Here is a 24046-nt window from a genome sequence, read left to right as displayed (position 1 = left end):
TTGGATATTGTTCTAGATAGCTTTGGGAGCGACCTCATATTTTGATTTCTTTAGGACATCAAGCCGTTGGGATTGGGTATGAAATTAAGGACTATTCTTTAAACGTAGTCGAACATTTAAAAAAGTTAAAAAAATCACTAAGTATTAAAGGGATTGGGGTTAATATATGGAATATATTAACCATATTTTAATTTAGGGAGGAGTGTTAACATGACAAAGGAAGAGTATAAAAAAATATTGAGTTTAGCAATTAGTAATGAAGGGGAGGCATATGAGTATTATAAAGGAGTGTCCGAAAAAACTACCGATAAATTTCAGAAAAAGCTCTTTCGTGAATTAGCCGATGAAGAACAAGGGCATAAGAAGGCACTAGAAGGCTTTCTCAACAGAGATATTAGTGCCCTTCATTTTTATGAAGGTGCTAACTATACAATTTCCGAAAGCGTTGAAAAACCGAAACTGACTTTAGACATGCGGCCAGCTGATGCTGTTGCTTTAGCAATGAAAAATGAAGAAGAGGCAATGATAATGTACTCAGAATTTGCCACTGCAAGCAGTGATCCCGGCCAGAAGAAAATATTTGAAGATCTGTCCTTAATGGAAAAAGGTCACAAAACAAAGCTGGAAGAGCTATATACCAATATGGCATTTCCGGAATCATGGTAATAATCGCTGGTAATGGCGAAAAATAGTTAATTCTGCTAGGGGCGCAATTGTCCGGAAGTGAACTTCCGGACAATTGCATGGCCAGATAAGTGAGCAGTGTGAGGGCGCGGTCACCCAGACAAATCAGAATGCGCACCTTTACACTAGGTAAGAAAACTTATGCTCAATCGGTCAATATAGCCCTTTAATAACCGCCAGTTTCATAGAAATTTACTCAGCAGTAATTTGACGAAAATAAAAGATACCACAAAGGGGCTGTCGCACTAAAGTTCAATTGGCGATCAGCCCCATTTTTTCTTGGCGGATGATTCGATTATAGTGTGCCGCCAAGTTTTATGATTGATTTTTTTGCCGTTACCAATCGGTGCCAATCGGGACGGTTCCGCCTGACAACGAAATTTTACTAATTTGTTTTGCCGATTATCGAGAGTGTAACTCACGGGGACAAAGGAAGACAAGTATAGAGGTGGTGTGCAAATGACTGTTAGTTCACTAAATAAAAAGCAAAAACAAATACTCGATCATATAAAAGAAAACCTTCTCAGGCTAAAGGTTATCCACCGTCTGTCCGTGAAATAGGGGAAGCCGTTGGCCTTAGCAGTAGTTCTACCGTGCATTCCTATCTGACTCAGCTAGAATCGTTAGGTCATATAAAACGCGATCCCACTAAACCACGAGCCATTGATTTTAGTCGATTTTTTGTCAACGGGAGTGCATTTTTGCACGGATCGCTATACTTTACACTATATAAATGAGCTTTTTGGCTTTTGGTCCAATTATAAAAAGCTTTTCTAAATAATTGTCGGCTGCTATGTATACTATATTCATTTAGAAAACTTAAAGGACAATTGAAATTAACGAAGAATAGTTACAAATGTAAGTATATTACAAAGGAGGAATTTGTTGTGGCTGATATGATGTATAAGTGCGTTGAATGTGGTTGGATTCTTGAGTTAGAGGAGGATGGGAAAAAACCTGAAACTTGCCCCAAATGTGGCGCAAACGCAACTATAGTAGCAGTTGCTCAAGAGTCCGGAAAGATTGGATGCGTTGGGAAATAAAAAAGTCATAGCCGATTTTATAGTAGCTCTTTGCTTACTGCAAAGGGCTACTGTAAGGTTCAAAGAGATACGTAAAAGGGAGTGAAAAGAAATGCTGATAGATAAGAGTATAACCGACTTTGTGGACGATCTTGCTTCTGATTCGCCTATGCCAGGAGGTGGTGGGGTAGCTGCTTTAGCCGGTGCATTAGGGGCTGGTTTGGGTTTAATGGTGTGTAGCCTAACGGAAGGTAAAGAAAAGTTCAAAAATGAGCAAGAGTCCATTGTAAAACTTAAACAAGAAGGTACAAGATTAAAAGAAGAGTTATTACGTGGTGTTGATGGGGACGGTTATTCTTATATAGGAATTGTCAACGCCTACAAACTTCCAAAAAGTAATGAAGCAGAGATTAAAATTAGGAACCAAACTGTGCAAGAAGCGACTAAGGAAGCTGCACGTTTTTCACTCTCGGTAGGGCAGAATTGCCTTCAGGTTATGAAATATGCAATTGATGTTGTTCAGTTCGGTAACCCAAATGCGGCTAGTGAATCGTTAGCATGCGGTTTGTTGGCGTATGCCGGAGTATATTCTGCTTTGGTTACAGTTGAAATAAATCTTTCCTCAATTAAGGACTACATTTTTATTAAAGATATTCTCACTATTAACGCTCATATAAAAGAACAGGCGGAAGTATTGAAAGAGAAAATCTCTGCGGAAGCAGCTAAGCGAATTTTAATAAGATGATTAATTGCTAAAAAATATATAGGTAGCAATAATGCTGCCATTTATTTAATGAAGCCTTGTGGCGACAAAAAACGGTTATTCCGGTTCCTCTCGTTGGCCTAGTTACTGCCGGACAGCCGATACTGAGGAGGATACAAGGTGACGGTTCTGCCGTTTCCTATGATTTGTCAATAGATACAAGGGGATGCTTTGTTTCCTTACTATTGAGGATTGACCGTTTTGATGATAAATGTTAGAAGACTGGATCGGCTACAAGAAGTACTTATTATTATGAAGCAACCGTAAAAGTGGATGAATCTGAGTTAGAAAGTAAAATTAAGACCATCTTTCATCATAATCACGATGTGTACGGAACCAGAAAAATCAAGAAAGAATTACAAAAATCAAACTGACAGGTATCTCGCCGGAGAATCGGAAGAATCATGAAAAAGCTTGGTTTAGTCTCGAAATGCACAGTTGCTCAATTTAAACCGCAAACAAAAATGTAATGAAGATCCGATTAAAAATGAATTAAACCGAGAATTTAACGGACAAGCTCCTTATGCTGTTGTTGTCAGTGATTTGACATATCTTGCTTAATTTTATTATCAGGCAAAGCGGATTCTCTTCAACTGGTTAAATTGTAAGAGTCAACGGGGCAGTTTTAACCAGCGCGGCCATCATGCATAATCTCAGCGATTCGTATGCTCAATTCGCGCGGTCAACATGCATATTTCGGCCCGGTATATTCACAATTTACGATTTATTTATTTTATAAAAAGAAAGCATTAGTAAATCCCTCTTGTGACATAGGGCTACTAATGTCTTTTTTATTACGTTATTAGTTTTGTAAAAATAATATTATAATATGTTTCATAATTGACAGATTATTGGTCTAATGATATGATGATAATATCATATTAGTTATTTTTACTTGTAAGAAATAAGGATGGAGGAAAGATTTTGGATTTACTACAAGAGTATAGTCTGAATTGGTTTCGGTAGAGCGAGCAGTATAGGTTGTTCAGTCTGAGAGTGGGTGGAGTATAACTTTGCATTAGTGCAGTCTATACTACTTGACAAGGCTTTGGCGCACGAAAACAGAATTAAGGCACCTAAAAGTAAATAAATTGATACTTCCAATTTACTTAAAATTTGTAATGAAATAACTGTAAAATATGTTGAATATTTTATCATTCTATAATATATATTTGTTAAATTGAAATTGGCACAACCACATATACCGAAAACCGAAGAATTTAATAAATTGGTACTTCCAATTTATTAAAAATTGTGATACGATGAAAAAGATTGAATATTTTATCAATATTTTTACTGAACTAAAATTGGTATAACCACATATTTGATAAGCCGTTCAACAAAAAACAAAAAAGCCACTTCAATGTGGCCACAGTAGTTATATCTTTGTGAAATTTCAGTTGCTGATGTTTGAATGATTAATTTGTTTGAATTTTGCCTTCAGTTATATTCCGAAATTACAAAGAAAGGAGGACAAAAAATAAAATTTTCTGTAAAGGAGGGGATATTTTTCTTTCTTCATGTTGAGTATTGTTTATTCGCCAATTCATGATGAAAGGAAAAATGGACTTAGAGATTATCCAATTGCTCATGACAAAACTCTATAAATATTTGAGGGGATGATAAATTTATGAGTAAATATGTAGAATTAGGATATCCCATTTTTGAAGGAATGCCTGTACACCCGGTTGTACCACAACCGCAACTGACACCGAAAGAACAGATCGAAAGGGGTGATTACTGGAATGGCACTATATTTACAATTTATACCCATGCCGGTACGCATGTGGATGCGCCTTGGCATTATTGTTCAGAAGGAGTAGGCATTGATAAAATTCCAATTGAAAATTTTGTCTATAAAAAGCCGTTGGTTATCAATGCCAAGTGTGAACCCAATCACTTGATTTCAATTGATGAACTCAAGGCTGCAGGTGAAGCCCTTTACGAGGCGGATATGCTTTTATTCAATACTGGTTATTACAAGTATAGAGAACGTGATTTCCAAACCTATAGTACTGATTTTCCGACTTGTTCGCCCGAAGCCGCTGAGTTCATCCGCAAAGAACTGCCTAAAGTGAAAGCTGTTGCTATTGATTCACTGAGTATTGAAAATATCCCGAATGGGATCAAGGACGGCTTCAAAACACATAATGCATTTCTTAACCCGGTTACATTTCCTCAGCCAACTATTCTCGTTTATGAAGACTACAATCCGGAACCGATTATCGGCAAAAAGATTATCTCCGCTTTTGCCACTCCGCTCAGATTAAAAGATAGGGATGGCACTGTCATAAACATTGTCGCAGAAATTGAATAGTGGTAGGCAATTAAAAGGAGAAAAGATAACATGAAAGTCACGATTGTTGGAACTGGAGCAATAGGTTCTATATTTGGAACTGTTTTATGTAATGCGGGGCAAGATGTGACATTTGTTGAAGTGAAACAAGATTACATCAAAGCAATAAAAGAAAATGGGTTGCACATTGATTATGGTCAAGGTGAAAAAATTCTTAATATAAAAATTACTGATAATATTGAAGATGGTGGAGTCCCAGATTTAATTATTAATGCAGTCAAATCCTATGATAATATACAGGCTGCAAAAGACTGTCTTAAAGTTATGAGTCCGAACACCTTGATTTTGACGATGCAAAATGGAGTTGGAAATGTCGAGACAATTTCAGAAATTGTAGACCCAAAACGAGTGATAGCTGGTACTACTACATTTGGAAGTACTGTTGTTAAACCCGGCTATGTCAAGTCATCAATGGGCGTAATTCATATTGGTGAAATTGACGGAGGTATCACGGAACGAATTGAAAAAATAGCAAAAGATTTAGAAAATGGAGGTTTCAAAGTTGAAATTTCCAATAATGTAACGAGTCTTATATGGACGAAACTCCTTGTTAATGTAGGAATTAATGCAATTGGCGCGCTGACATTAAGAAAAAATGGAGAAATACCGGAACTTGCTCCGGCAGCAGCGGTTCAGAAAATGCTGGTTGATGAAGGCGCTGCAGTTGCCAAGGCATTAGGAATAAAATTTGATGTTGAAGACATTCATGAATATGTAAAGAAGGTTTGTTATGGTACAGCCCAAAACAAGGCTTCCATGTATCAGGATATCGAGCGTGGGTCGGTTACGGAAGTTAATTCAATAAATGGGGCAATTGTCAGAGAAGGTAAAAAACTCGGTATTCCAACTCCGGCAAATGAAGTTATCACCAATCTGATACTAACAAGACAGGGAAGATAATAATCATACAAAGTTAAAAATGTAATAATAAAAAATGATGCATTTGGAGATTTATCATGTAAGGTGATTATCATAAAAACAACTATATGGAGGAGTAATATTATGTCAAAAAAGAAAATGACTATTTTAGATTTTCAAAACTATAAGGACGAAGGTCGTAAGTTCGCATATGTAACTGCCTATGACTACACCACTGCATCAATTGTCAATGAAAGTAATTGCGAAGTTATTCTGGTTGGTGATTCTTTGGCAATGGTTATGTTGGGGTATAGTAGCACAGTTGGAGTTACTATGGAAGATATGATTCATCATATAAAACCCGTAGTTAAAGGAGCTCCCAATACATTTATCGTCGGGGATATGCCATTTGGCTCCTACAATGTTAGTGCTGAGCAAGCTATTGCAAGTGCAAATCGTATGCTCATGGAAACCAATTGCGATTGTATCAAACTAGAAGGCGGTGTCGACCTGGCTCCCACCATTACCAAGATGGTAAAGGCCGGAATCCCGGTAATGGGCCATATAGGTCTGACTCCTCAGACGTCCACATCACTTGGCGGATTTAGGGTCCAGGGCGGAACCCCTGAGAGTGCTCGCAAACTTATAGAAGATGCCAAAGCTATCGAAGCAGCCGGCGCGTTTTCTATTGTGGTTGAATGTGTTCCGAGTGTTGTAGCTAAAGAATTAACAAAAGAGCTTAGAATTCCGGTCCTTGGTATTGGGGCAGGTCCCGATGTTGACTGTCAAGTACTGGTAACACAAGATTTACTAGGTATGTACGGAGATTTTAAACCTAAATTTGTAAAACAATTTGCGCAGGTCCGTAAAGCTATGGTCGATGGTCTAAACTTATTCCACGAGGAAACTTTGAATGGAAGTTTCCCCTCTGCTGAATATAGTTTCAATAAGGATGTTGAAATTCCCAAGTTGTATTAAAATTTTTTATCTTATAATAGCTGGCGCTGCTTTCTACAGCGCCAGCCGTCAATAATCTTATCATAATACCAATACAAAAATTGCCTGAAAAATGTATTAAGAGAACCCAGCCAAGAGCTGGTCTGATAATGTTATAAAATGTGTAAGCAAATTGAGGCCATAACCTACTCCGATAGGGTCAGCGAATTCAAAAAATGAGCTGCTTGGTGAGGTATGGCCTCAGGCGTTTTTAGCCTATTTTAGATTAATCACTTCTCTAATAAACTTTTGGTTTATTCCTAAATGCATTCGCATAGCTGAATATGCACCAATTTCATCACGGGCTTCAATAAATTTTGCTATAGCCAAATGTCCTTCACGGGCATTATTCTTAGAAATCTGAGCACCACCATTTGCATTAGAAATAAGGATACCAGTAATTACAAATGACATTATTAAAGGCGATAGCGTTATAAAAACGTTATTATGAGAAGCATTTGCTATTAGACAATGGAATTCTTCATCCTTTTTGTAAAAAAGCTCATCTGAATTCACTAATTTAACAATTTCTTCTGCACATTTTAATATTTGTTGAATTTCCTCAGGTGTTGCTCTTATAGCAGCTAATCTTGCTATCTCAGGTTCACATATCATTCTAAATTCATATATGCTATCTAATTCTAAGGAATGTTCCTTCAAGCTATCGAAATCGGAAACATTATTTAATTTTGAATCATGAACGTAGATTCCAGAACCATGTTTTACCGTTACAATGCCCTTCGTAGCCAATATTTTAATTGCTTCACGCACTGTGTTTCGGCTTACATTAAATTCATCAACTAAGTCTCTCTCGGTAGGAAGTTTTTCACCTAAACTATATTTTTCATCATTAATTTGCTTAGATAACTCAACAGCAATTTGTTGAGCTATAGTTTTCTTTTCCTCCATACTCGATCTCCAATCTGAATGTAAATGAATTTTTGTGTTAGTGAAAGTCTGAGCCACTCAGCAAATACAATGCCTCAATCGGTAGAGTTCGCTGTTCATACTCAAAACAATGTGAATTGCAGGTCATCAATCTACAATCACTATAACCAGATGGTCTTTTCAAAAAGTTCTCTCTACTGGTAGATATGGGTTAGCAGTACAAAAGTATTTGCTGAACGATCAAAAGTGACTAAAAAATTTACTTTTGAATATTAAATTCAAATTTTTCCATATAATTCTTATCTTGCTATCACCTTTATATAAACTATTATATACTAAATACTTTTATATTTCATGATATTCCGTCTAAAGCAATGGCAGCGTCTACGGGGTCAATGAATGGTTTAGCAAATGCCGGGTCGGCATTTTGTCCGGTTTAATCGCATTTTTTTATTGTTTGATAGATGGTTTAGATGAACTTCAAACTAGTACCTTGTCAGCTCCAATCCAGTGGATACTGACGGTTTATTTTCCGCAAGCTCGCGTTGTCATCAGTCGGAATACTCCCGATATGCCTTCTTCCTGCGCCTGCCTTGCGAAAAATAGACTCGCCATTATTCTACTGTTTTAGAGCTGACAAGGTACTAGTTTATTTAGTAGAGGTAAGCCTTACTTATCTGAAACATATTCATATCTGATGAAGTACCTTTAAATATTAAAAATAATATCATAATATATTTCGCAATTGACAGATTATTAGTCTAATGGTATGATGATATTATCATAATATCTATTTTACTTATAAGAAATCAGGGTGGAGGCAAGATTGTGGATTTACTACAAGAATATAAGTCTAAATTGGTTTCAGCAGAGCGAGCAGTACAGGTTGTTCAGTCTGGAGAGTGGGTGGACTATAACTTCGCATTAGCGCGGCCCATACTACTTGACAAGGCTTTGGCGACACGTAAAACAGAATTAAGGGACGTAAAGGTAAGAGGTGGCGTAATAATGGAGCCATTAGAAATAGTCACAGCTGATCCTTTGCAAGAACATTTTATTTACAATAGCTGGCATCAGCTTGGATACGAAAGAAGATTAAGTGATCAAGGACTTTGCAATTATATCCCAATGCTTTATCGCAATATGCCGTTATATTACCGCAAAAGCTTAGAAGTTGACGTGGCAATGTTTGCCGTAAGTCCTATGGATAAGCATGGTTATTTTAGTTTTTCACTTACTAATTCAGCATCTAAAGCTATATGTGAGCGAGCTAAAACTGTAATCCTTGAGATTAATGAGAACCTTCCGGCTGTGTCCTGTGGGTCTGAGCATTGCATTCATATAAGTGACGTGGACTACATCGTTGAAGGCGACAACCAGGAATTGCCGGTCGTTAACCCGGTAGATGTTTCTGAAACCGATAAAAAAATTGCTCAATATATAGTAAACGAAATTCGAAACGGATCGACGATCCAACTCGGTATTGGTGCATTGCCTAATGCAGTAGGCACAATGATTGCCGAGTCTGATTTAAGAGATTTAGGCATCCATACAGAGATGTTAGTAGATGCTTATATGACGATGGCACGAGCCGGTAAAATAACCAATAAACTTAAAAATATCGATAAGGGCAAAAGTATATTTTCTTTTTGCCTCGGGAGTAAGAATTTATACGAATGGGTAACTGATAACTTAGGGCTGGCCTCTTGCCCCATTAATTATACGAATGATCCACATGTCATGGCTTTAAATGACAACCTAGTAACAATCAACAACTGCATTGAAGTCGATCTATATGGTCAAATCAACTCGGAATCTTCCGGGAGTCGCCAGATTAGCGGCACTGGTGGGCAATTGGACTTTTTGACCGGTGGATACATGTCGAAAGGTGGTAAAAGCTTTATTTGCTTTACATCCAAATATACGGATAAAAAGACCGGAACAGCTAAATCCAGGGTACAAATTAGCCTGCCGACAAGTACGACGGTAACAAACCCGCGCACACAGGGACATTATTTGGTAACTGAATGGGGAATGGCAGATTTGGCTGGACGCTCTACCTGGGAACGGGCTGAGCGGATTATTAATATCGCTCACCCCGACTTTCGTGAAGAATTAATTAAAGGAGCCGAACGCCTAGGAATATGGTGCAAGACCAATAAAATATCCTGACCATGCGGTTCAATATTTACCTGATTGAGATCTGGGAATTTTAATTCCAAAGTTTAAAGGCACAGCCTTTAACTATAATGAATGCTTTCGCGTTTTTGAAAGCTCTATTATCTTTAAGGAGGGAAAGAGTATGGCAAAACCAATTTTTCGAGTAGAAAGATGTAAAGGTTGCGAATTATGCTTGGATGCATGCCCCAAAAACATTATTGCTATGTCTTCAGATTTTAATGCCAAAGGCTACCATCCCGCATCTTGCCCTGATGCTTCCGATTGTATAGGTTGCGCGTTATGTGCAAAGACCTGTCCAGATGTAGTAATTGAAATTCATAAGTAGAATGGGAGTGAAAAAATGTCAGAAAAGATATTGATGAAAGGTAACGAAGCGATCGGTGAGGCTGCTGTTATCGCTGGTTGCCGCTACTATTTTGGTTATCCAATTACACCGCAGTCTGAGCTAATTGAATATATGGCAAAGCGGTTACCGCAGGTTGAAGGTGTATTTGTACAAGCAGAAAGCGAAGTAGCCGCCATTAATATGGTCTATGGTGCGGCAGGAGCCGGTGCTAGAGTAATGACTTCTTCGTCAAGCCCGGGAGTAAGCCTTAAGCAAGAAGGAATTTCGTACATTGCAGCTGGTGAATTACCCTGCGTAATTGTAAATATCATGAGAGGTGGACCGGGCCTCGGCGGCATACAGCCTGGGCAGGCAGACTACTTTCAGGCAACTAAAGGCGGCGGCCACGGTGATTATCACTGTATCGTAGTTGCGCCAAACAGTGTGCAGGAAATGGCCGAATTAACTGTGCTTGCTTTCAATTTAGCGGACCAATACCGAAATCCGGTAATGATCTTAGGCGACGGTGCCCTTGGACAAATGATGGAACCCGTTGGCTTTGATGATCTCCGGTTAATACCAATTGATAAACCATGGGCTACAGTGGGGATAGGTGACAGGAATAAACCTAACAGGATAAATACTCTTTATCTTCAACCTGAAGCACTAGAAAATGTAAATAATGAGCTACAAAAAAAATACGCAATGCTTCAAAAGCACGAAGTTCGCTGGGAAGAAACCTTAACTGACGATGCTGATCTAGTACTCGTCGCTTACGGAATATCGTCACGGATTGCTTATTCAGCAATGGAAATGGCTCGTTCAAATGGATATAAAGTAGGTTTATTCCGTCCTATTACTTTGTGGCCTTTCCCGAAAGAGGCATTAGCGAAAGCGGTTAATCACGCATCAGATGTTTTAACAATAGAACTAAGTGCTGGACAAATGGTTGAAGATGTTAATCTTGCAATAAAGTGTTCCAAGCCGGTGCATTTTTTGGGACGTACTGGTGGTATGATGATGAGTCCGCAAGATGTTTATGAACAAATTGTTAAATTATTAATACAAGGATAGGGGGCAAATAAATGACTGAGAAGCTGTTTGCTAGACCGCAAGCTTTAACTGACGTGCCAACGCATTATTGCCCTGGTTGTCAGCATGGTATAATTCATCGGTTGGTAGCGGAAGTGATTGACGAACTGGAGATCCAGAAAAAAACGATAGGTGTTGTACCTGTTGGTTGCTCGGTATTGGCAGATCAATACTTTAACATAGATTCTCAAGAAGCAGCTCATGGGCGTGCGCCGGCGGTTGCCACCGGTATTAAACGTGTACATCCGGAAAATGTAGTTTTTACTTACCAAGGTGATGGTGATATTGCAGCGATTGGCATGGCAGAAATCGTGCATGCCGCCGCTCGGGGTGAAAAGATAACGACGATATTTGTAAATAACGCTATTTATGGTATGACTGGAGGCCAAATGGCGCCAACAACACTAGTAAATCAAGTAACAACAACATCTCCTTACGGACGACAGCTTTCATCGGCGGGGTCACCTATCCGGTTGTCCGAACTATTGGCAACCCTTGATGGAGCTAAATATATTACGCGGGTTTCTGTTAATGATCCAGCTAATATGACTAAAGCGAAAGCTGCGATAAAAACAGCTTTTGAAGTGCAAATTCGCGGCGAAGGCTTTTCCTTAGTGGAAGTATTGGGTACGTGCCCAACAAATTGGGGTAAGTCACCGGTAGAGGCAAAAAAATGGTTGAAAGAAAACATGATGCCGCAATTCCCGCTCGGTGTTTATAAAAATGTTGAGGCGGTGAAATCATGAGACACGAAATTATTATGTCTGGCTTTGGCGGTCAAGGGGTTATGGTTATGGGGCAGCTTTTAGCTTATGCTGGAATGCTTGAGAATAAAAATGTGTCGTGGATGCCAGCTTATGGTCCAGAGATGCGTGGAGGCACCGCTTACTGTTCTGTTATCATTGATGAAGGATCTGTGGGAGCTCCTATTGTTACCAAGCCGACTTCAGCCGTAATAATGAACTTGCCATCACTGGACAAATTCGAATCAGCAGTCGCGGTTAATGGGGCTGTGATCATTAACAGTTCACTTGTTACTAAAAACGTCCAACGTGAGGATATCAAAAGCTATCTTGTACCTATTAACGAAATTGCCAATGAGTTGGGAAACATAAAGATGATCAATATGGTGGCCTTGGGGGCATTGTTGGCTGCTGCGGGTGTGGTAGAGAAAGCATCACTCATGAGCGCTTTCGCGAAGAAATTTGCTTCGAAACCTAAAATGGTACCTGCAAATGAAGAAGCTTTAAACAAAGGTTACGATTATGTAATGAAACTTAAAGCGGAGTAATAAAAATATCTAATTTTGTTGTTTAATAAGCAAGCCCTGCGTTTTAAGTTCTCTCCTGGTGGAATTTATATTGGAGGAAATAAGGTGAGTAATGCTCATGACGGCTGGGTGACTGGTGTAAACCAGTCGCCCGACGCGAGGCCGATAAACGAAAGATGGGAGGTAATATTATGTCTAAATCAGTCTTTGAGTTTGGTTATGGCAGTGGCAAGATAGCAGTGGCTCTGTCGGAGGAAAAGATAATTAACAATGTTTTGGGCAAGTCCTGTGCTGCAATAACAGATGTGCCTGCAGCGGTCCGCGAGGCACTGCGCAATCCAATTGGTACTCCTCCATTAAAGGAAATTGTTCAACTTGGTGATAGAGTTGCCATAGTAGTTAGTGACATTACTCGTGCTTGGGTAAGGTTTGATCAATTTCTTCCGGTTCTACTGGATGAATTGAATGAGGCAGGTATTTCTGATAAAAACATATTTATTGTCATTGCTCCAGGGGCTCACCGTTTGAACACGGAAGAGGAGTTTGTTGTGCTGTGTGGAGAGCAGGTTTACAAGCGGGTTTCCATCTTCAATCACGACTGCCATAATCAAGACCAGCTCGTATACACAGGTAAGACAAAGGGTGGAGTCGATTGTTACATCAATAGGAGTGTAGCCGAAGCTGACAAGGTAATTTTGACCGGTGGCATTGTTCACCATTTAATGGCTGGTTTTGGCGGCGGCCGAAAGGCCATATTGCCCGGTATTAGCGGGTTTAAAACAATTCAGGAGAATCATCTGTTTTGCATGAATAAAGAAGTAGGCAAAGGTCTTAACCCGAATTCTATTTCCGGCAAGCTTGATGGAAATGAAATGAATGAAGACATGATTGAGCAAGCTGCTTTGGCTAAGCCGGACTTTTTACTAAACGCCATTTTTACACCGGAGAATAAGTTTGCCAAGTTTGTGGCCGGGCACTGGCATGACGCTTGGCTGTCGGGAACTAAAATGGTAGATGAAATCTATGGAGTTCCCATTACTGCGCAAGCTGACCTGGTAGTTTCGACCGCAGGCGGCTTTCCCAAAGATATTAATTTGTACCAGGGTGTAAAGACAATTGACAATGCCTATATGGCTGTGAAACCGGGAGGCGTTGTTATTTGTTTTATGGAGTTGCCAGATATTATGGAACCGGCTGAATTTAGTGATTGGTTTAAATACCCGACCATGCTAGCTCATGAGATGGCTTTGCGGACAAACTTTACTATTCCCGGATTTCTGGCTTACAGGTTATTGGATATAGCTCGCCAGATTTCGCTTATCGTTGTAACCAAAAAGGAAAATGCCGAGTTTATTAGAAAAGCCGGCATGATTCCGGCAGCGACTGCCGAAGAAGCGCTTGCTATTGCTCAAGAAAAGATCGGGCGAGAAAATTATACTATTACAGTAATGACTGCTGCAGCCAACACAGTTCCGGTAGTCAGGTAATAATCGCAATACAGAGAAATTTTCGATGTCTCTCTTTATATTTGGGCACGCGTATGCGTGTTCGTTTCTCTAGTTGTAACGCCACAGTGCTGATCTGTTAATAAAAAAGGGAAAGAAGTGAAGAAAGTATGGAGATCATCTTGATAAATGAATTAAGAAAGATAGTGGGAACGGAAAACATTTTAACAAGTAAAGAAGATCTTCTATGTTACTCCTACGATGCGACCCCCGGGTTTTCCCATATGCCAGATGCCGTCGTGTTGCCTGCAAATACAAATGAAGTTTCCCGAGTATTAGCGTTAGCTAATGCCGGAAAGATACCCGTTTACCCTCGGGGATCAGGTACTAATCTGAGTGCTGGTACTGTGCCAACAAAAGGCGGTATTGTTCTCCTTATGACCCGATTTAATCAAATTATTGAAATCGATGAAGCAAATCTAGTTGCCACTGCTGAGCCGGGTGTAATCGTTTCCGATCTCAACAAAGCAGTGGAGAAGTTTGGGCTTATCTATCCTCCCGATCCAGGTACCGTAACCACTGCAACGCTCGGTGGCACAGTTTCGGAAAATGCCGGCGGTTTGCGCGGGCTTAAATATGGGGTTTCTAAACATTATGTAATGGGTTTGGAAGTTGTCCTTGCTGATGGTAGTATTCTCAAAACTGGTGGCAAAAATGTTAAAGACGTAGCTGGATATGACTTAACAAAGTTATTTACCGGCGCGGAAGGGACTTTAGGGATTATAACCAAGATCATTGTTAAGTTGGTACCTGCTCCTGAAACAAAAAAGTCTATGATGGCTATTTTTTCCAAACTGGACAATGCCGGCAATTCTATCGCTGCAATCATCGCTAACAAAATTATACCTGCTACCCTGGAAATACTGGACAACGCTACAATACGAACGGTAGAAGACTATGCCAAAGTGGGTCTGCCAACTAACGCAGAGGCTGTTTTACTTATTGAGGTTGATGGTATTCCTGAAGTAGTGGAAAAAGAAGCTGCTAAAGTTGTTGAAGTTCTTAAAGCTAACCATGCTGATAAAATCCAGGTAGCTAAAGATACTGCAGAGCGTGATAAAATATGGGCAGCCCGGCGAGCGGCTCTTCCGGCTTTGGCCAAACTGCGGCCCACGACTTTCACAGAAGATGCGACTGTTCCTCGCAGTAAAGTACCGGAGATGATCCGAGCGGTAAATCAAGCGGCCGCGAAACATAAAGTCACAATTGGAACCTTTGGCCACGCGGGCGATGGTAACTTACATCCTACTATCGTTTGCGACCTTCGCGATAAAGCGGAAATGGAACGAGTGTATAAAGCCATGGATGAGATATTTACCACGGCAATCAAGCTTGGGGGTACTCTCAGTGGTGAGCATGGAATTGGGTTGGGAAAATTAAAATATATGGAAGAACAATTCGGCGAAGTCGGCATGAGAACCATGCGTACGATTAAGAAAGCGTTGGATCCTAACTGTATCCTCAATCCGGGAAAACTAGTTGGGGAGTGTTAAGGATGAGAGCGCATAAAAAGCTATTGACAGACGTTGAAGATGCCCTTGCTAACTGTATGAAATGTGGCAATTGCATGGAGGTATGTCCAATTTATAAAGAAATTCAGACAGAATCGGCGGTCGCCCGGGGCAAATTGTCACTTATGGAGGCTGCAATAAACGGTAATGCCGAAATCTCCGAAGGATTTGACAAGCGTATGGCTATGTGTGTGTCATGCAAAGCCTGCGCTGCCAAGTGCCCTTGTGGTGTCAAAGCTGACGAGCTTATCTTACGTGGTCGCCAAGCCGCGGTTGAAGCCAGGGGCCTAAACCCTATAAAAAAATATGTTTTTAAATTACTTTCCAACCGGACTCTATTCAATTTCGCTCTGCGTACGGCTGGTCTATTCGGCCCGATGCAAATGAAAAAATTGCCCGGACGAATGGCTGTTGTTGCCCGATTTCCCATGCCCGGACTTGATCGTCGGCGGGTTTTAGCCCCATTCGCTGCCACACCGTTACGCAGCCAATTTTCTGAAAATATTAATGTGGATAAGCCCCGTATGAAAGTGGCATTTTTTACTGGTTGCACCATTAACTATGTATACACTGATATCGGTCAGGCGGTAATTAATGTACTAAAAGCCAATGATGTGGAAATTACCATACCAGCGAAACAACACTGCTGCGGTACACCTGTTTACATGTCTGGTGACGTTGAACTGGCTAAAGTATTTGCCAAGCATAACATTGAGACATTTGAATGTGTTGATGCTGATTATATCGTTGCCGCCTGCGGTTCTTGTGCAGAGGCATTTAAAATCGAGTATCCAGAACTGTTCCATGATGTTCCGGACTTACAGATACGGACTAGAAAATTAGCGGCTAAGACCTACGAAATTAGTGAATTTTTAATTGATATCGTTAAATTCCGCAAAGATAATTTGGGCCAAATAAATGCTACGGTAACCATGCATGATCCCTGCCATATGGCTAGGGGAATTAAAGTGACTGCTCAGCCGCGTAAAATTGTCACCTCCATACCTGGAGTGAAATTCGTCGAAATGCAAGAACCGGCGCGTTGCTGTGGGGCTGGCGGCTCCTTCAGTTTGGCTCACTATGATATTTCTCGAAAAATTAATGATCGCAAAATTGCCGATGTAGCTTCTACGGAGGCTGATATGGTTGTAACTAGCTGTGGTTCTTGCCGAATGCATATTGTTGACGGGTTGGTTCAAAATGGAATGAATCAAGATTGTGTTCATGTTGTTCAATTGCTTGATAAGGCGTATAAAGCTGGAAATGTTCGCAGTTCAATAAATAGAAAATAAAGCCATTTCTCAAACTGGTACAGGCGGTGGAAAATTATGCAGCAATCCAACAGTCCATTTATTAACGACAGAAGAGTAAAAATTTTCCTCGGGGAATTTGGCAGCGGTAAGACCGAGCTGGCTATTAATTGTGCAATGCAAATGAAATCGCTGGGCTTTAAGACGGCAATCGTAGATATTGATCTTGTGAAACCTTATTTTCGTACACGAGAAAGCCGAAGCTTACTCGAAAAAAACGGCATAGAGGTCGTAGCCCCGGAACAACGCTGGGAAAGTGCCGATCTTCCGATTTTGCCGGATAACTTTACGAGGGTAATGGAACAACAAGATTACCAGGTGGTAATTGATGTCGGGGGAGGAAGTTCTGCTATTGTATTGGGCCAATTTAACCAGTTGTTTCTAGCTAGTCATTACCAAGCTATGCTAGTTGTAAATACTTTTCGCCCCTTCACGAGTACGGTGACCGCTATCGTTGAGGTATTTCATAGTATTGAGCAGGTTTCATGCCTAACTATATCAGGAATTATTAGTAATACAAATTTGGCTGGTGAGACCACTGAACAACATATTAAAGACGGATTAGCCATTACAGAGGAGGCTGCATTGAAATTAGCGGTACCAATCATTGGTGTTGTAATACCTGAAGGGTTGGCTGAAAAGGCTAGTACCTACACATATCCAGTCTTTACAAGTAAGCCCTATACTAAATATCCGTGGATGATGTAGTTACATTAAAAATTTAATTGACGCTGTAGAAACTGGATTTTTTAGGAGGAAATATGTGTAAGGGAGTAAATATCAATTGGAATAATTTGGGTTTTGGTTACATTAAAACGGACTTTCGTTATATTTCTTATTGGAAAGACGGCAAATGGGATGAGGGAAACCTGATTACTGATAATATGATTACTATCAGTGAAGCCTCGACCGCTTTGCACTATGGTCAACAATGTTTTGAAGGGCTGAAAGCCTACCGGACGAAAAATGGCGGTATCCAACTGTTCCGCCCCTATGAAAATGCCAAGCGGATGAACCGTAGTGCCAATCGCTTACTGATGCCAGAAATTCCGAAGGAAAAATTTGTTGATGCCGTACGGCAGGTAGTGCGGGCTAACGAAGGTTATGTTCCTCCTTATGGTACCGGGGGGACGCTGTATATCAGACCCTTACTGATTGGAGTAGGTGATAATATCGGTGTGGGTCCGGCTTCTGAATACCTGTTCTGCGTATTTTGTCTACCTGTCGGACCTTACTTCAAAGGTGGCATGGTGCCAGTTAATTTTATTGTTGCCGAATACGACCGAGCGGCTCCCTGCGGGACTGGAGCTGCGAAAGTCGGCGGTAACTATGCAGCCAGCCTTTATCCTTATCATCTTGCGAAGAAAGGCGGCTTTGCCGATTGCGTTTATCTTGACCCGCAGACCCATACGAAAATTGAGGAGGTTGGTTCAGCCAATTTCTTTGGAATTACCAAAAAAAATGAGTTCGTAACACCAAAGTCTCCGTCGATTCTGCCAAGTATAACGAAATATTCCCTCCTCTATTTGGCGCAGGAGTACCTGAATTTGAGAGCTACCCAGCGGGACGTTCTGATCGACAACCTTGACGAATTTAAGGAAGCGGGAGCATGCGGCACGGCGGCAGTTATTACTCCTATCGGTGGCATCCACTATAAAGGTAAGCTCCACATTTTTCATAGTGACACTGCTGTGGGACCAGTTACCACCGAATTATATAATACTTTGTGCGGCATTCAATTCGGCGATATTCAAGCGCCAGATGGATGGATTATTGAGATCTAACATAGTGGGGAATAAAGTTTATGCGGATTACAATTTGTACTAGGATTTTCGTTGCTCCTTTCATTGTCGTAATGCTGATGGTAATGGTAGGAACCAATGCCTTTATATCTTTGCATAATTTTTTTCAGAATATTAAAAACATAGAGTCGGGATGAGTTAGGTGCCGTTGACTCGATAGTTGATATTGTGGGGGCGGCTGTGTGTTTAGATTACTTACAAATGGACAAAATTATGGCCTCTAGTGTTCAACTGGGAGGTGGGTTTGTGAAATGCGCTCACGGCATAATTCCCATTCCGGCGCCGGCGACGGTGGAAATCCTTAGGAATATCCCAGTGAAATCAGGCATTGTTCCTTTTGAGACGACGACACCTACCGGCGCCGCGATACTGGCGGCCAATGTGGACACATTTACCGACAGTATGGACTTTGCTGTCGACAAGATCGGTTATGGAAATAGGGACTTTGAGATCCCTAACGTTTTAAGGGTATATCTTGGTTGCGAAAATAGAAGCGATAAGCAAGGTACCATTGTTAAATATTAATACAAACGTAAATTTAAAAAAGAAAAAATTTTTGTAATTGTCTGTAAATAACTTTAAGAATGTCATCTCAAGCTAAGGGAATTATCGTTATCGAATTTATGTACTCAGTTCTATATGTAGTACCGTTTCCATTTTTGGCTATGTGTTTCGCAAAAGCGGGACCATAAATATAATTTTTGAAGGAGGGTTTATTTTATAGCAAAGGCAAAAATCACAATGCACAATGCAAGGCAATGACGGGTTCGACGAAAAAGTTACCATGTTACAGCCTACGATGTTCTATTGGCTTCAGTAATTGATAAGACACCGATTGAAATGATTCTTGTTGGTGATTCATTGGGAATGACAGTATTGGGGCAGTACTGTACCGGTTACTATGGCAAGATTCAATGGGAATGTTTGACCGTTTTGTATCCAGTAATTCCAATGGTTGAGAGATTTCTAGGCAAGGACAGCCGAGGTGTTGATTGGTACTAACAGTTAAATATTGTGTTTTTAATTAATTTAACGATATGGAGGATTTTGAAATGAAGTTATTAGAAAAAATTGCAATGGCAATTACAAAATTATTTCCTCTATGGCTTATTTTGTTTTCCGGTCTGGCTTTTTTATACCCTGATTCATTAAAAATGCAAGGGCCGCTGGTAACTTACCTGCTGGGCACTATTATGCTCGGAATGGGGCTGTCCATGTCGGTGGCAGACTTTAAACTGGTATTGTCCAGGCCCAGAGACGTTATAACCGGTATTGTCCTGCGCTACCTCATTATGCCTATTGTCGGCTTTGGGGTGGCAAAGGTTCTGGGATTACCGCCTGCTTTGGCGGCCGGACTCATTTTAGTCGGCTGCTGTCCCAGCGGCACTGCTTCCAACGTAATGAGCTTTCTGGCCAAAGCCGATACGGCTTTATCGGTAACTGTATCCAGCTTTAATATCATTCTGGCGCCATTATTGTTACCGACCACGTTTATGCTGCTTGCCGGTGCGGAAGTTCACGTCAATACGCAGGCTATGTTTATGGATGTAGTAAAAATCGTTTTAGGTCCGGTTATAACGGGAATGGTACTGCGCGGCCTCTTTGGAAGCTTCGTGGACCGCATTATGAAAATTGTCCCGGTCGTCTCCGTAATCGCAATTATCTTGGCCATTGCCATTGTGGTGGCCATGAGTGCCGCCAAGCTAATGACGGTAGCCCTGATCGCCTTTATCGCCGTTGCGATGCATAACGGACTGGGTTTGCTTTTCGGTTACGGAACATCAAAAGCGCTTGGCCTGGGTGAAAGGCAGGCAAGGGCCATCACCTTTGAAATTGGGATTGAGATGTCCGGCTTGGCAGTGGTACTAGCAATCGCTCACTTAGAACCGCTGGCCGCCGTTCCGGGTGCCATATTCAGCGTTTGGCATAATTTAACGGGTTCTATTATTGCCGGATATTGGGCCAATAAGCCGGTTAAGGAAAATAGAGGCGAAGCAGTCGCGAATAATTGTGATTCAAAGGTGAACTAATCTCTAATAGGAATCTTTCCCAAAAAGTTTCAAACATCTGTCTGTTATAACATGCGAACATCGTTCTGTAATTATGAACAAATTCGCATGTTATGCAGGCAGAAAGAAGGGCGTTTCAAATGGAATGTATGATGGAATATCCATTCAAAACGCATATGTTCAATGGTTATTGTAGATGTATGAGCGATGCAGTGATAGACACTACAGATTATTGAGGAGGAAGTTTAATGAAAAAAAGACTAATTTGTGCCCTTTCGTTTGCGGTATTAATGTGTGGTACTTCACAAGTGTTAGCTGGTCCATTTGCTGATGTCCCGGCTAAACATTGGGCATACAACGCAATAAATCAGCTTGCAAAAGATGGAATTATTGACGGTTATGGTGATGGCACCTACCATGGTGACAAAACATTAACTCGCTATGAAATGGCAGTTATGGTGGGAAAGGCTATTGAACAAATTGATAAGGCAAATAATAATGACAAAAAATTGATCGATAATCTATCAATAGAATTTAATAAAGAGCTTGCAACTTTCGGTGTTCGCATGACCACTGTAGAGAATAAAGTAAACGATCTAGAAAAGGTTAAAATCAGCGGTGACTTTTTCCTGAGAGGATTGGCCTTTAAAGATACAATTAAGGACGCCGTCGGAACTACAAAGGATAAGGATACCTTCTGGAGAACAAGAATTCGCCTCAACATTGATGACAAGATAGACGAGAACACTTCCGCATTTGTCCGTTTTGGCATTAGGGATACCTTCGGCAGTGCCGGCGTTACTACGCGAGACTGGCAATCAGACAAAACTGCTTCATATCAAGCGCTTGACCAATATGGCATTACATATTCCAGCAACGGCATTTCTTATAAACTTGGCCGTCAGGGCGTAGTATTAGGGCAAGGCCTGCTCCTTTGTACTGGTGACGATGCACAGTGGGACAATAGGTTTGACGGACTGACAGCCAGCGGCAAAATTGGCGCTTTTGACACTTCTGTTGTTGTCGGTACAACTACCAAATCTGCTGCTCTTGATTACTATGGCGATACTCGGGCAACATGGTATGGTGTTGATGTAAAAACAAAGCTTGCCGATAAGTTATCAGTAGGGGCATCTTATGTTAGCCATCAGTTTGAACCACTAGGAACAAGCCCTTATAAAGGATTGGCTGGCAACAAGAATATGGTAGCCGCCAACCTTTCTTACAGCGGCGTTTCTAATTTTATCATTAATGGCGAATATGCCAAGTCCAGTGCTGCAACAGATAATAAGGCATATGTTGTTGGCGCTACCTATTTAATGGGTAAAGACAGTCTGACTGCTAGCTACGTGAATGTGCAGAGATACTCCGTTGATCCTTACAATACTCTGTACTCTGCTATAGTACCATTTATCGATGGTGTCGGAATCAATTTAGATACGAGCCATGCTCCTGTCGCTCGAGATTGGAATGGCTGGATGTACTATTATAAGCATCCTATAAGCAAGACTACTTTTCTCGATCTATATGTAGTCGATGGAAAGAGCAAGGGACTTGAAGGGCATGACCTTGAAGGATTTATGGGACTTAATGTTAAATTTAATTGACTTACCTAGCAACTGGCATCGTTCTTCACGATGCCAGTTGAACCCCAAATTCTTATTTAGAGGCACAATATGTAACATCCGTTTTACAGGTGGTCCTGATTAGATAGATTTGAATTGAAACAAACGTTTATAATATAGAAACAAAATATCATAATCTAAAAATAAAGGTGGATTATGGATATAGAAGCCATGCAACACTTGAAATTCAAAATGTTTGAAAAGTATCTTAGAAAAATGTGTAAAGAAGTTGGCAAGGAAGTAGATGATAGTCCTAAATAGATATTACGTATAAAGGGGATTAACAATGACGGAACTGCAAAGTGTTATCAAAGCTGCCGATAAATATCAATCTCTGATTCCTCTTGATTGCACTGTTACTATCTGTGATGATAAACGTAATATAGTTATGTTTTTAAATGCCAAGACATTTCAACTAGGAATAAAAGAAGGTGACAAAGTACTGGAGGGCACTGCTCTTGACAAGTGTTTAAAGACTAGCGAGAAAGTTCAGGTCATAGTGCCGAGAGAAATAGTTGGAGTTACTCTGAAGGTGGGTTAAACGCTTCTATTGAAGCAGCAAGAGCCGGGGAACACGGTCGTGGTTTTGCAGTGGTAGCTGAAGAAATTCGTAAGATGGCTAACAATAGTGGAGAGTCAGTAAAAGATATTAAGAACATTATATCAACAATTCAACAAGATTTTTCAGGGATTATGCATAGTATCATGCAGACTACAGAGCTAAGTGATCGACAGGCGGCTGCAACTGAACAAATTTCGGCTTCATTAGAGCAAATTGCTACTTCAGCAACTAATCTAGAGAAGATTGCAGAGGTAGTATAAGTTTGAGATCAAGATCAGAAAAAAAATCAAGGAGAAAGCTGTTCCATTACTGACCTCACTTTAATGATTAATCTTATTCGATAACGGGAGATTTCAAGAAAAAAGAAGACTTCTTGTGTTAATGCACAAAGATGTCTTCCTTTTGTATAATTTAGATAAATCCTGTCATTAATTTAGTAATAGTAAGATATATGATTAATTGGTACAATTCCAATGGGCATATAAAAACTACTATTACTTATTATTATCCTGATTTTTCCTATGTGAAACATCTGATAAAACAATTCCAAGTAATAAAGATAAATGTTTTTGCATGCACATTTGGGCCTTCTTGGCATCTTTTTGTTCAATAGATTTAATAATCTGTCTGTGGGATTCCCATGATTGCTCCATTACACCAGGTATATGAACTATGTGAGATTGTTCTTCCTTAATCAAAGGCATAATCGAAGTCCAAAAATTTGAGAGAATTGAATTATCACTGAGTTCTATGATTAGCTGATGAAATAAGAAGTCTTGTTCAGGAAAAGTATAGGGATTGAGATCAGCTTTTTCCGTGCCAATAGTTACATAAAGTTTGGCAACATCCTCTGCAGTAGCACGACTAGTGGCTAATTTTATTGCATAAGTCTCTAAACACTCCCTAGCCTCTAAAAGCTTGGTTACATCTGTATTGCCGAATACGAAAGCAGAGTTGATATGGTTGTATATAGTAGGTTTCTGATCATCATTTACGTATGTTCCGTCACCTTGGCGAATAGACATTTTGCCCAATAATTCAAGTTTTTGAAATGCTTCTCGTAGGGTTGTCCGGCTGACGCCAAATTCTTTTGTCAAAACAGCTTCTGACGGAATTTTTTCCCCAGGTTTAAATCGACCATTTTCAAGAGCTTTTAAAACTTCTTCGACTACTGTATCAGATAGCCTGACTCTTTTAATAGGGGACATAATAAATCCTCCTGAAAATATGAAATATCGTCCTTATATTACATTAAAATGAAACATTTTTCAAGTGTTTCATTAAGCA

At 40.3% G+C, this 24046-nt stretch carries 23 protein-coding genes and 4 pseudogenes; 25 read left to right on the top strand and 2 right to left on the bottom strand.

Annotated features, from left to right (window positions below):
* Positions 1–210: 210 nt before the first annotated feature.
* The 9 genes and pseudogenes from SALPA_RS02285 (at position 211) to panB (ending at position 6661) form a co-directional block, all read left to right on the top strand.
* Positions 211–666 carry a ferritin family protein gene (locus SALPA_RS02285; protein ID WP_145089262.1) on the top strand — a complete coding sequence of 152 codons (456 nt, stop codon included), beginning with the start codon at positions 211–213 and terminating at the stop codon, positions 664–666.
* Positions 667–1143: 477 nt separating this feature from the next.
* A pseudogene (locus SALPA_RS29470) lies at positions 1144–1352 on the top strand (LexA family protein); the annotation flags it as partial.
* A 219-nt stretch (positions 1353–1571) separates the two neighbouring features.
* Positions 1572–1727 (top strand): hypothetical protein, encoded by a 156-nt coding sequence (locus tag SALPA_RS28135; RefSeq protein WP_186450869.1) that lies wholly within the window; start codon positions 1572–1574, stop codon positions 1725–1727.
* Between the two features lie 91 nt (positions 1728–1818).
* Complete coding sequence (locus tag SALPA_RS02275; protein WP_145089259.1) at positions 1819–2451, top strand: cyclodeaminase/cyclohydrolase family protein; 633 nt, start codon at positions 1819–1821, stop codon at positions 2449–2451.
* 56 nt (positions 2452–2507) lie between these two features.
* The gene (locus SALPA_RS29465; RefSeq protein ID WP_222427831.1) at positions 2508–2687 is read left to right on the top strand and encodes a hypothetical protein; all 180 of its coding nucleotides are present in this window, start codon (positions 2508–2510) and stop codon (positions 2685–2687) included.
* Positions 2688–2705: 18 nt separating this feature from the next.
* Positions 2706–3024: pseudogene (locus tag SALPA_RS30705) on the top strand (IS3 family transposase); the annotation flags it as partial.
* A 1075-nt stretch (positions 3025–4099) separates the two neighbouring features.
* Complete coding sequence (locus SALPA_RS02270) at positions 4100–4786, top strand: cyclase family protein (RefSeq protein WP_145089256.1); 687 nt, start codon at positions 4100–4102, stop codon at positions 4784–4786.
* A 30-nt stretch (positions 4787–4816) separates the two neighbouring features.
* Positions 4817–5725 carry a ketopantoate reductase family protein gene (locus SALPA_RS02265; protein ID WP_145089248.1) on the top strand — a complete coding sequence of 303 codons (909 nt, stop codon included), beginning with the start codon at positions 4817–4819 and terminating at the stop codon, positions 5723–5725.
* 102 nt (positions 5726–5827) lie between these two features.
* Entirely contained in the window at positions 5828–6661 is an 834-nt protein-coding gene (panB, locus tag SALPA_RS02260; protein WP_145089245.1) for a 3-methyl-2-oxobutanoate hydroxymethyltransferase, read from the top strand.
* 234 nt (positions 6662–6895) lie between these two features.
* Here panB and SALPA_RS02255 read toward each other — a convergent pair whose 3' ends face one another.
* On the bottom strand, positions 6896–7588 hold the full coding sequence (locus tag SALPA_RS02255; RefSeq protein ID WP_145089242.1) for a FadR/GntR family transcriptional regulator: 693 nt from the start codon (positions 7586–7588) through the stop codon (positions 6896–6898).
* Positions 7589–8395: 807 nt separating this feature from the next.
* Here SALPA_RS02255 and SALPA_RS02250 point away from each other — a divergent pair.
* The 16 genes and pseudogenes from SALPA_RS02250 (at position 8396) to SALPA_RS02175 (ending at position 23019) form a co-directional block, all read left to right on the top strand.
* Positions 8396–9739 carry an acetyl-CoA hydrolase/transferase family protein gene (locus SALPA_RS02250; protein ID WP_145089239.1) on the top strand — a complete coding sequence of 448 codons (1344 nt, stop codon included), beginning with the start codon at positions 8396–8398 and terminating at the stop codon, positions 9737–9739.
* 130 nt (positions 9740–9869) lie between these two features.
* Positions 9870–10073, top strand: coding sequence for a 4Fe-4S dicluster domain-containing protein (locus SALPA_RS02245; RefSeq protein ID WP_145089236.1), 204 nt, complete (start codon positions 9870–9872; stop codon positions 10071–10073).
* 15 nt (positions 10074–10088) lie between these two features.
* Positions 10089–11147 (top strand): 3-methyl-2-oxobutanoate dehydrogenase subunit VorB, encoded by a 1059-nt coding sequence (locus SALPA_RS02240; RefSeq protein ID WP_145089233.1) that lies wholly within the window; start codon positions 10089–10091, stop codon positions 11145–11147.
* 11 nt (positions 11148–11158) lie between these two features.
* Positions 11159–11911, top strand: a complete 753-nt coding sequence (locus SALPA_RS02235) for a thiamine pyrophosphate-dependent enzyme (protein WP_145089230.1) — start codon at positions 11159–11161, stop codon at positions 11909–11911.
* On the top strand, positions 11908–12456 hold the full coding sequence (locus SALPA_RS02230; RefSeq protein WP_145089227.1) for a 2-oxoacid:acceptor oxidoreductase family protein: 549 nt from the start codon (positions 11908–11910) through the stop codon (positions 12454–12456). Before SALPA_RS02235 ends, SALPA_RS02230 begins: the two co-directional genes overlap by 4 nt.
* A 170-nt stretch (positions 12457–12626) precedes the next feature.
* Positions 12627–13922 carry a nickel-dependent lactate racemase gene (gene larA / locus SALPA_RS02225; RefSeq protein ID WP_145089224.1) on the top strand — a complete coding sequence of 432 codons (1296 nt, stop codon included), beginning with the start codon at positions 12627–12629 and terminating at the stop codon, positions 13920–13922.
* Positions 13923–14050: 128 nt separating this feature from the next.
* Positions 14051–15433 (top strand): FAD-binding oxidoreductase, encoded by a 1383-nt coding sequence (locus SALPA_RS02220; protein WP_145089221.1) that lies wholly within the window; start codon positions 14051–14053, stop codon positions 15431–15433.
* A gap of 2 nt (positions 15434–15435) precedes the next feature.
* Positions 15436–16743 carry a (Fe-S)-binding protein gene (locus tag SALPA_RS02215; protein WP_145089218.1) on the top strand — a complete coding sequence of 436 codons (1308 nt, stop codon included), beginning with the start codon at positions 15436–15438 and terminating at the stop codon, positions 16741–16743.
* Between the two features lie 36 nt (positions 16744–16779).
* Complete coding sequence (locus tag SALPA_RS02210) at positions 16780–17469, top strand: hypothetical protein (protein WP_145089215.1); 690 nt, start codon at positions 16780–16782, stop codon at positions 17467–17469.
* Between the two features lie 53 nt (positions 17470–17522).
* The gene (locus SALPA_RS02205) at positions 17523–18545 is read left to right on the top strand and encodes a branched-chain amino acid aminotransferase (RefSeq protein WP_145089212.1); all 1023 of its coding nucleotides are present in this window, start codon (positions 17523–17525) and stop codon (positions 18543–18545) included.
* Positions 18546–18710: 165 nt separating this feature from the next.
* A pseudogene (gene larC, locus SALPA_RS02200) lies at positions 18711–19088 on the top strand (nickel insertion protein); the annotation flags it as partial.
* Positions 19089–19346: 258 nt separating this feature from the next.
* A pseudogene (locus SALPA_RS02195) lies at positions 19347–19565 on the top strand (3-methyl-2-oxobutanoate hydroxymethyltransferase); the annotation flags it as partial.
* 50 nt (positions 19566–19615) lie between these two features.
* Positions 19616–20593 carry a bile acid:sodium symporter family protein gene (locus SALPA_RS02190; protein WP_145089202.1) on the top strand — a complete coding sequence of 326 codons (978 nt, stop codon included), beginning with the start codon at positions 19616–19618 and terminating at the stop codon, positions 20591–20593.
* A gap of 227 nt (positions 20594–20820) precedes the next feature.
* Positions 20821–22179, top strand: a complete 1359-nt coding sequence (locus SALPA_RS02185; RefSeq protein WP_145089197.1) for an S-layer homology domain-containing protein — start codon at positions 20821–20823, stop codon at positions 22177–22179.
* Between the two features lie 304 nt (positions 22180–22483).
* On the top strand, positions 22484–22738 hold the full coding sequence (locus SALPA_RS02180) for a hypothetical protein (protein ID WP_145089194.1): 255 nt from the start codon (positions 22484–22486) through the stop codon (positions 22736–22738).
* 50 nt (positions 22739–22788) lie between these two features.
* Entirely contained in the window at positions 22789–23019 is a 231-nt protein-coding gene (locus SALPA_RS02175; RefSeq protein WP_255450725.1) for a hypothetical protein, read from the top strand.
* Between the two features lie 234 nt (positions 23020–23253).
* On the opposite strand, the gene SALPA_RS02170 is transcribed toward SALPA_RS02175, so the two are convergent.
* A complete protein-coding gene (locus SALPA_RS02170; protein WP_145089189.1) occupies positions 23254–23967 on the bottom strand; it encodes a FadR/GntR family transcriptional regulator in 714 nt (237 codons plus the stop codon).
* Between the last annotated feature and the right edge of the window lie 79 nt (positions 23968–24046).

The organism is Sporomusa sp. KB1 (assembly GCF_007830295.1).
Lineage (GTDB): Bacteria > Bacillota > Negativicutes > Sporomusales > Sporomusaceae > Sporomusa.
The sequence above is the reverse complement of the archived record's forward strand: the minus strand, read 5'-3'. Positions and strand labels throughout refer to the sequence as shown.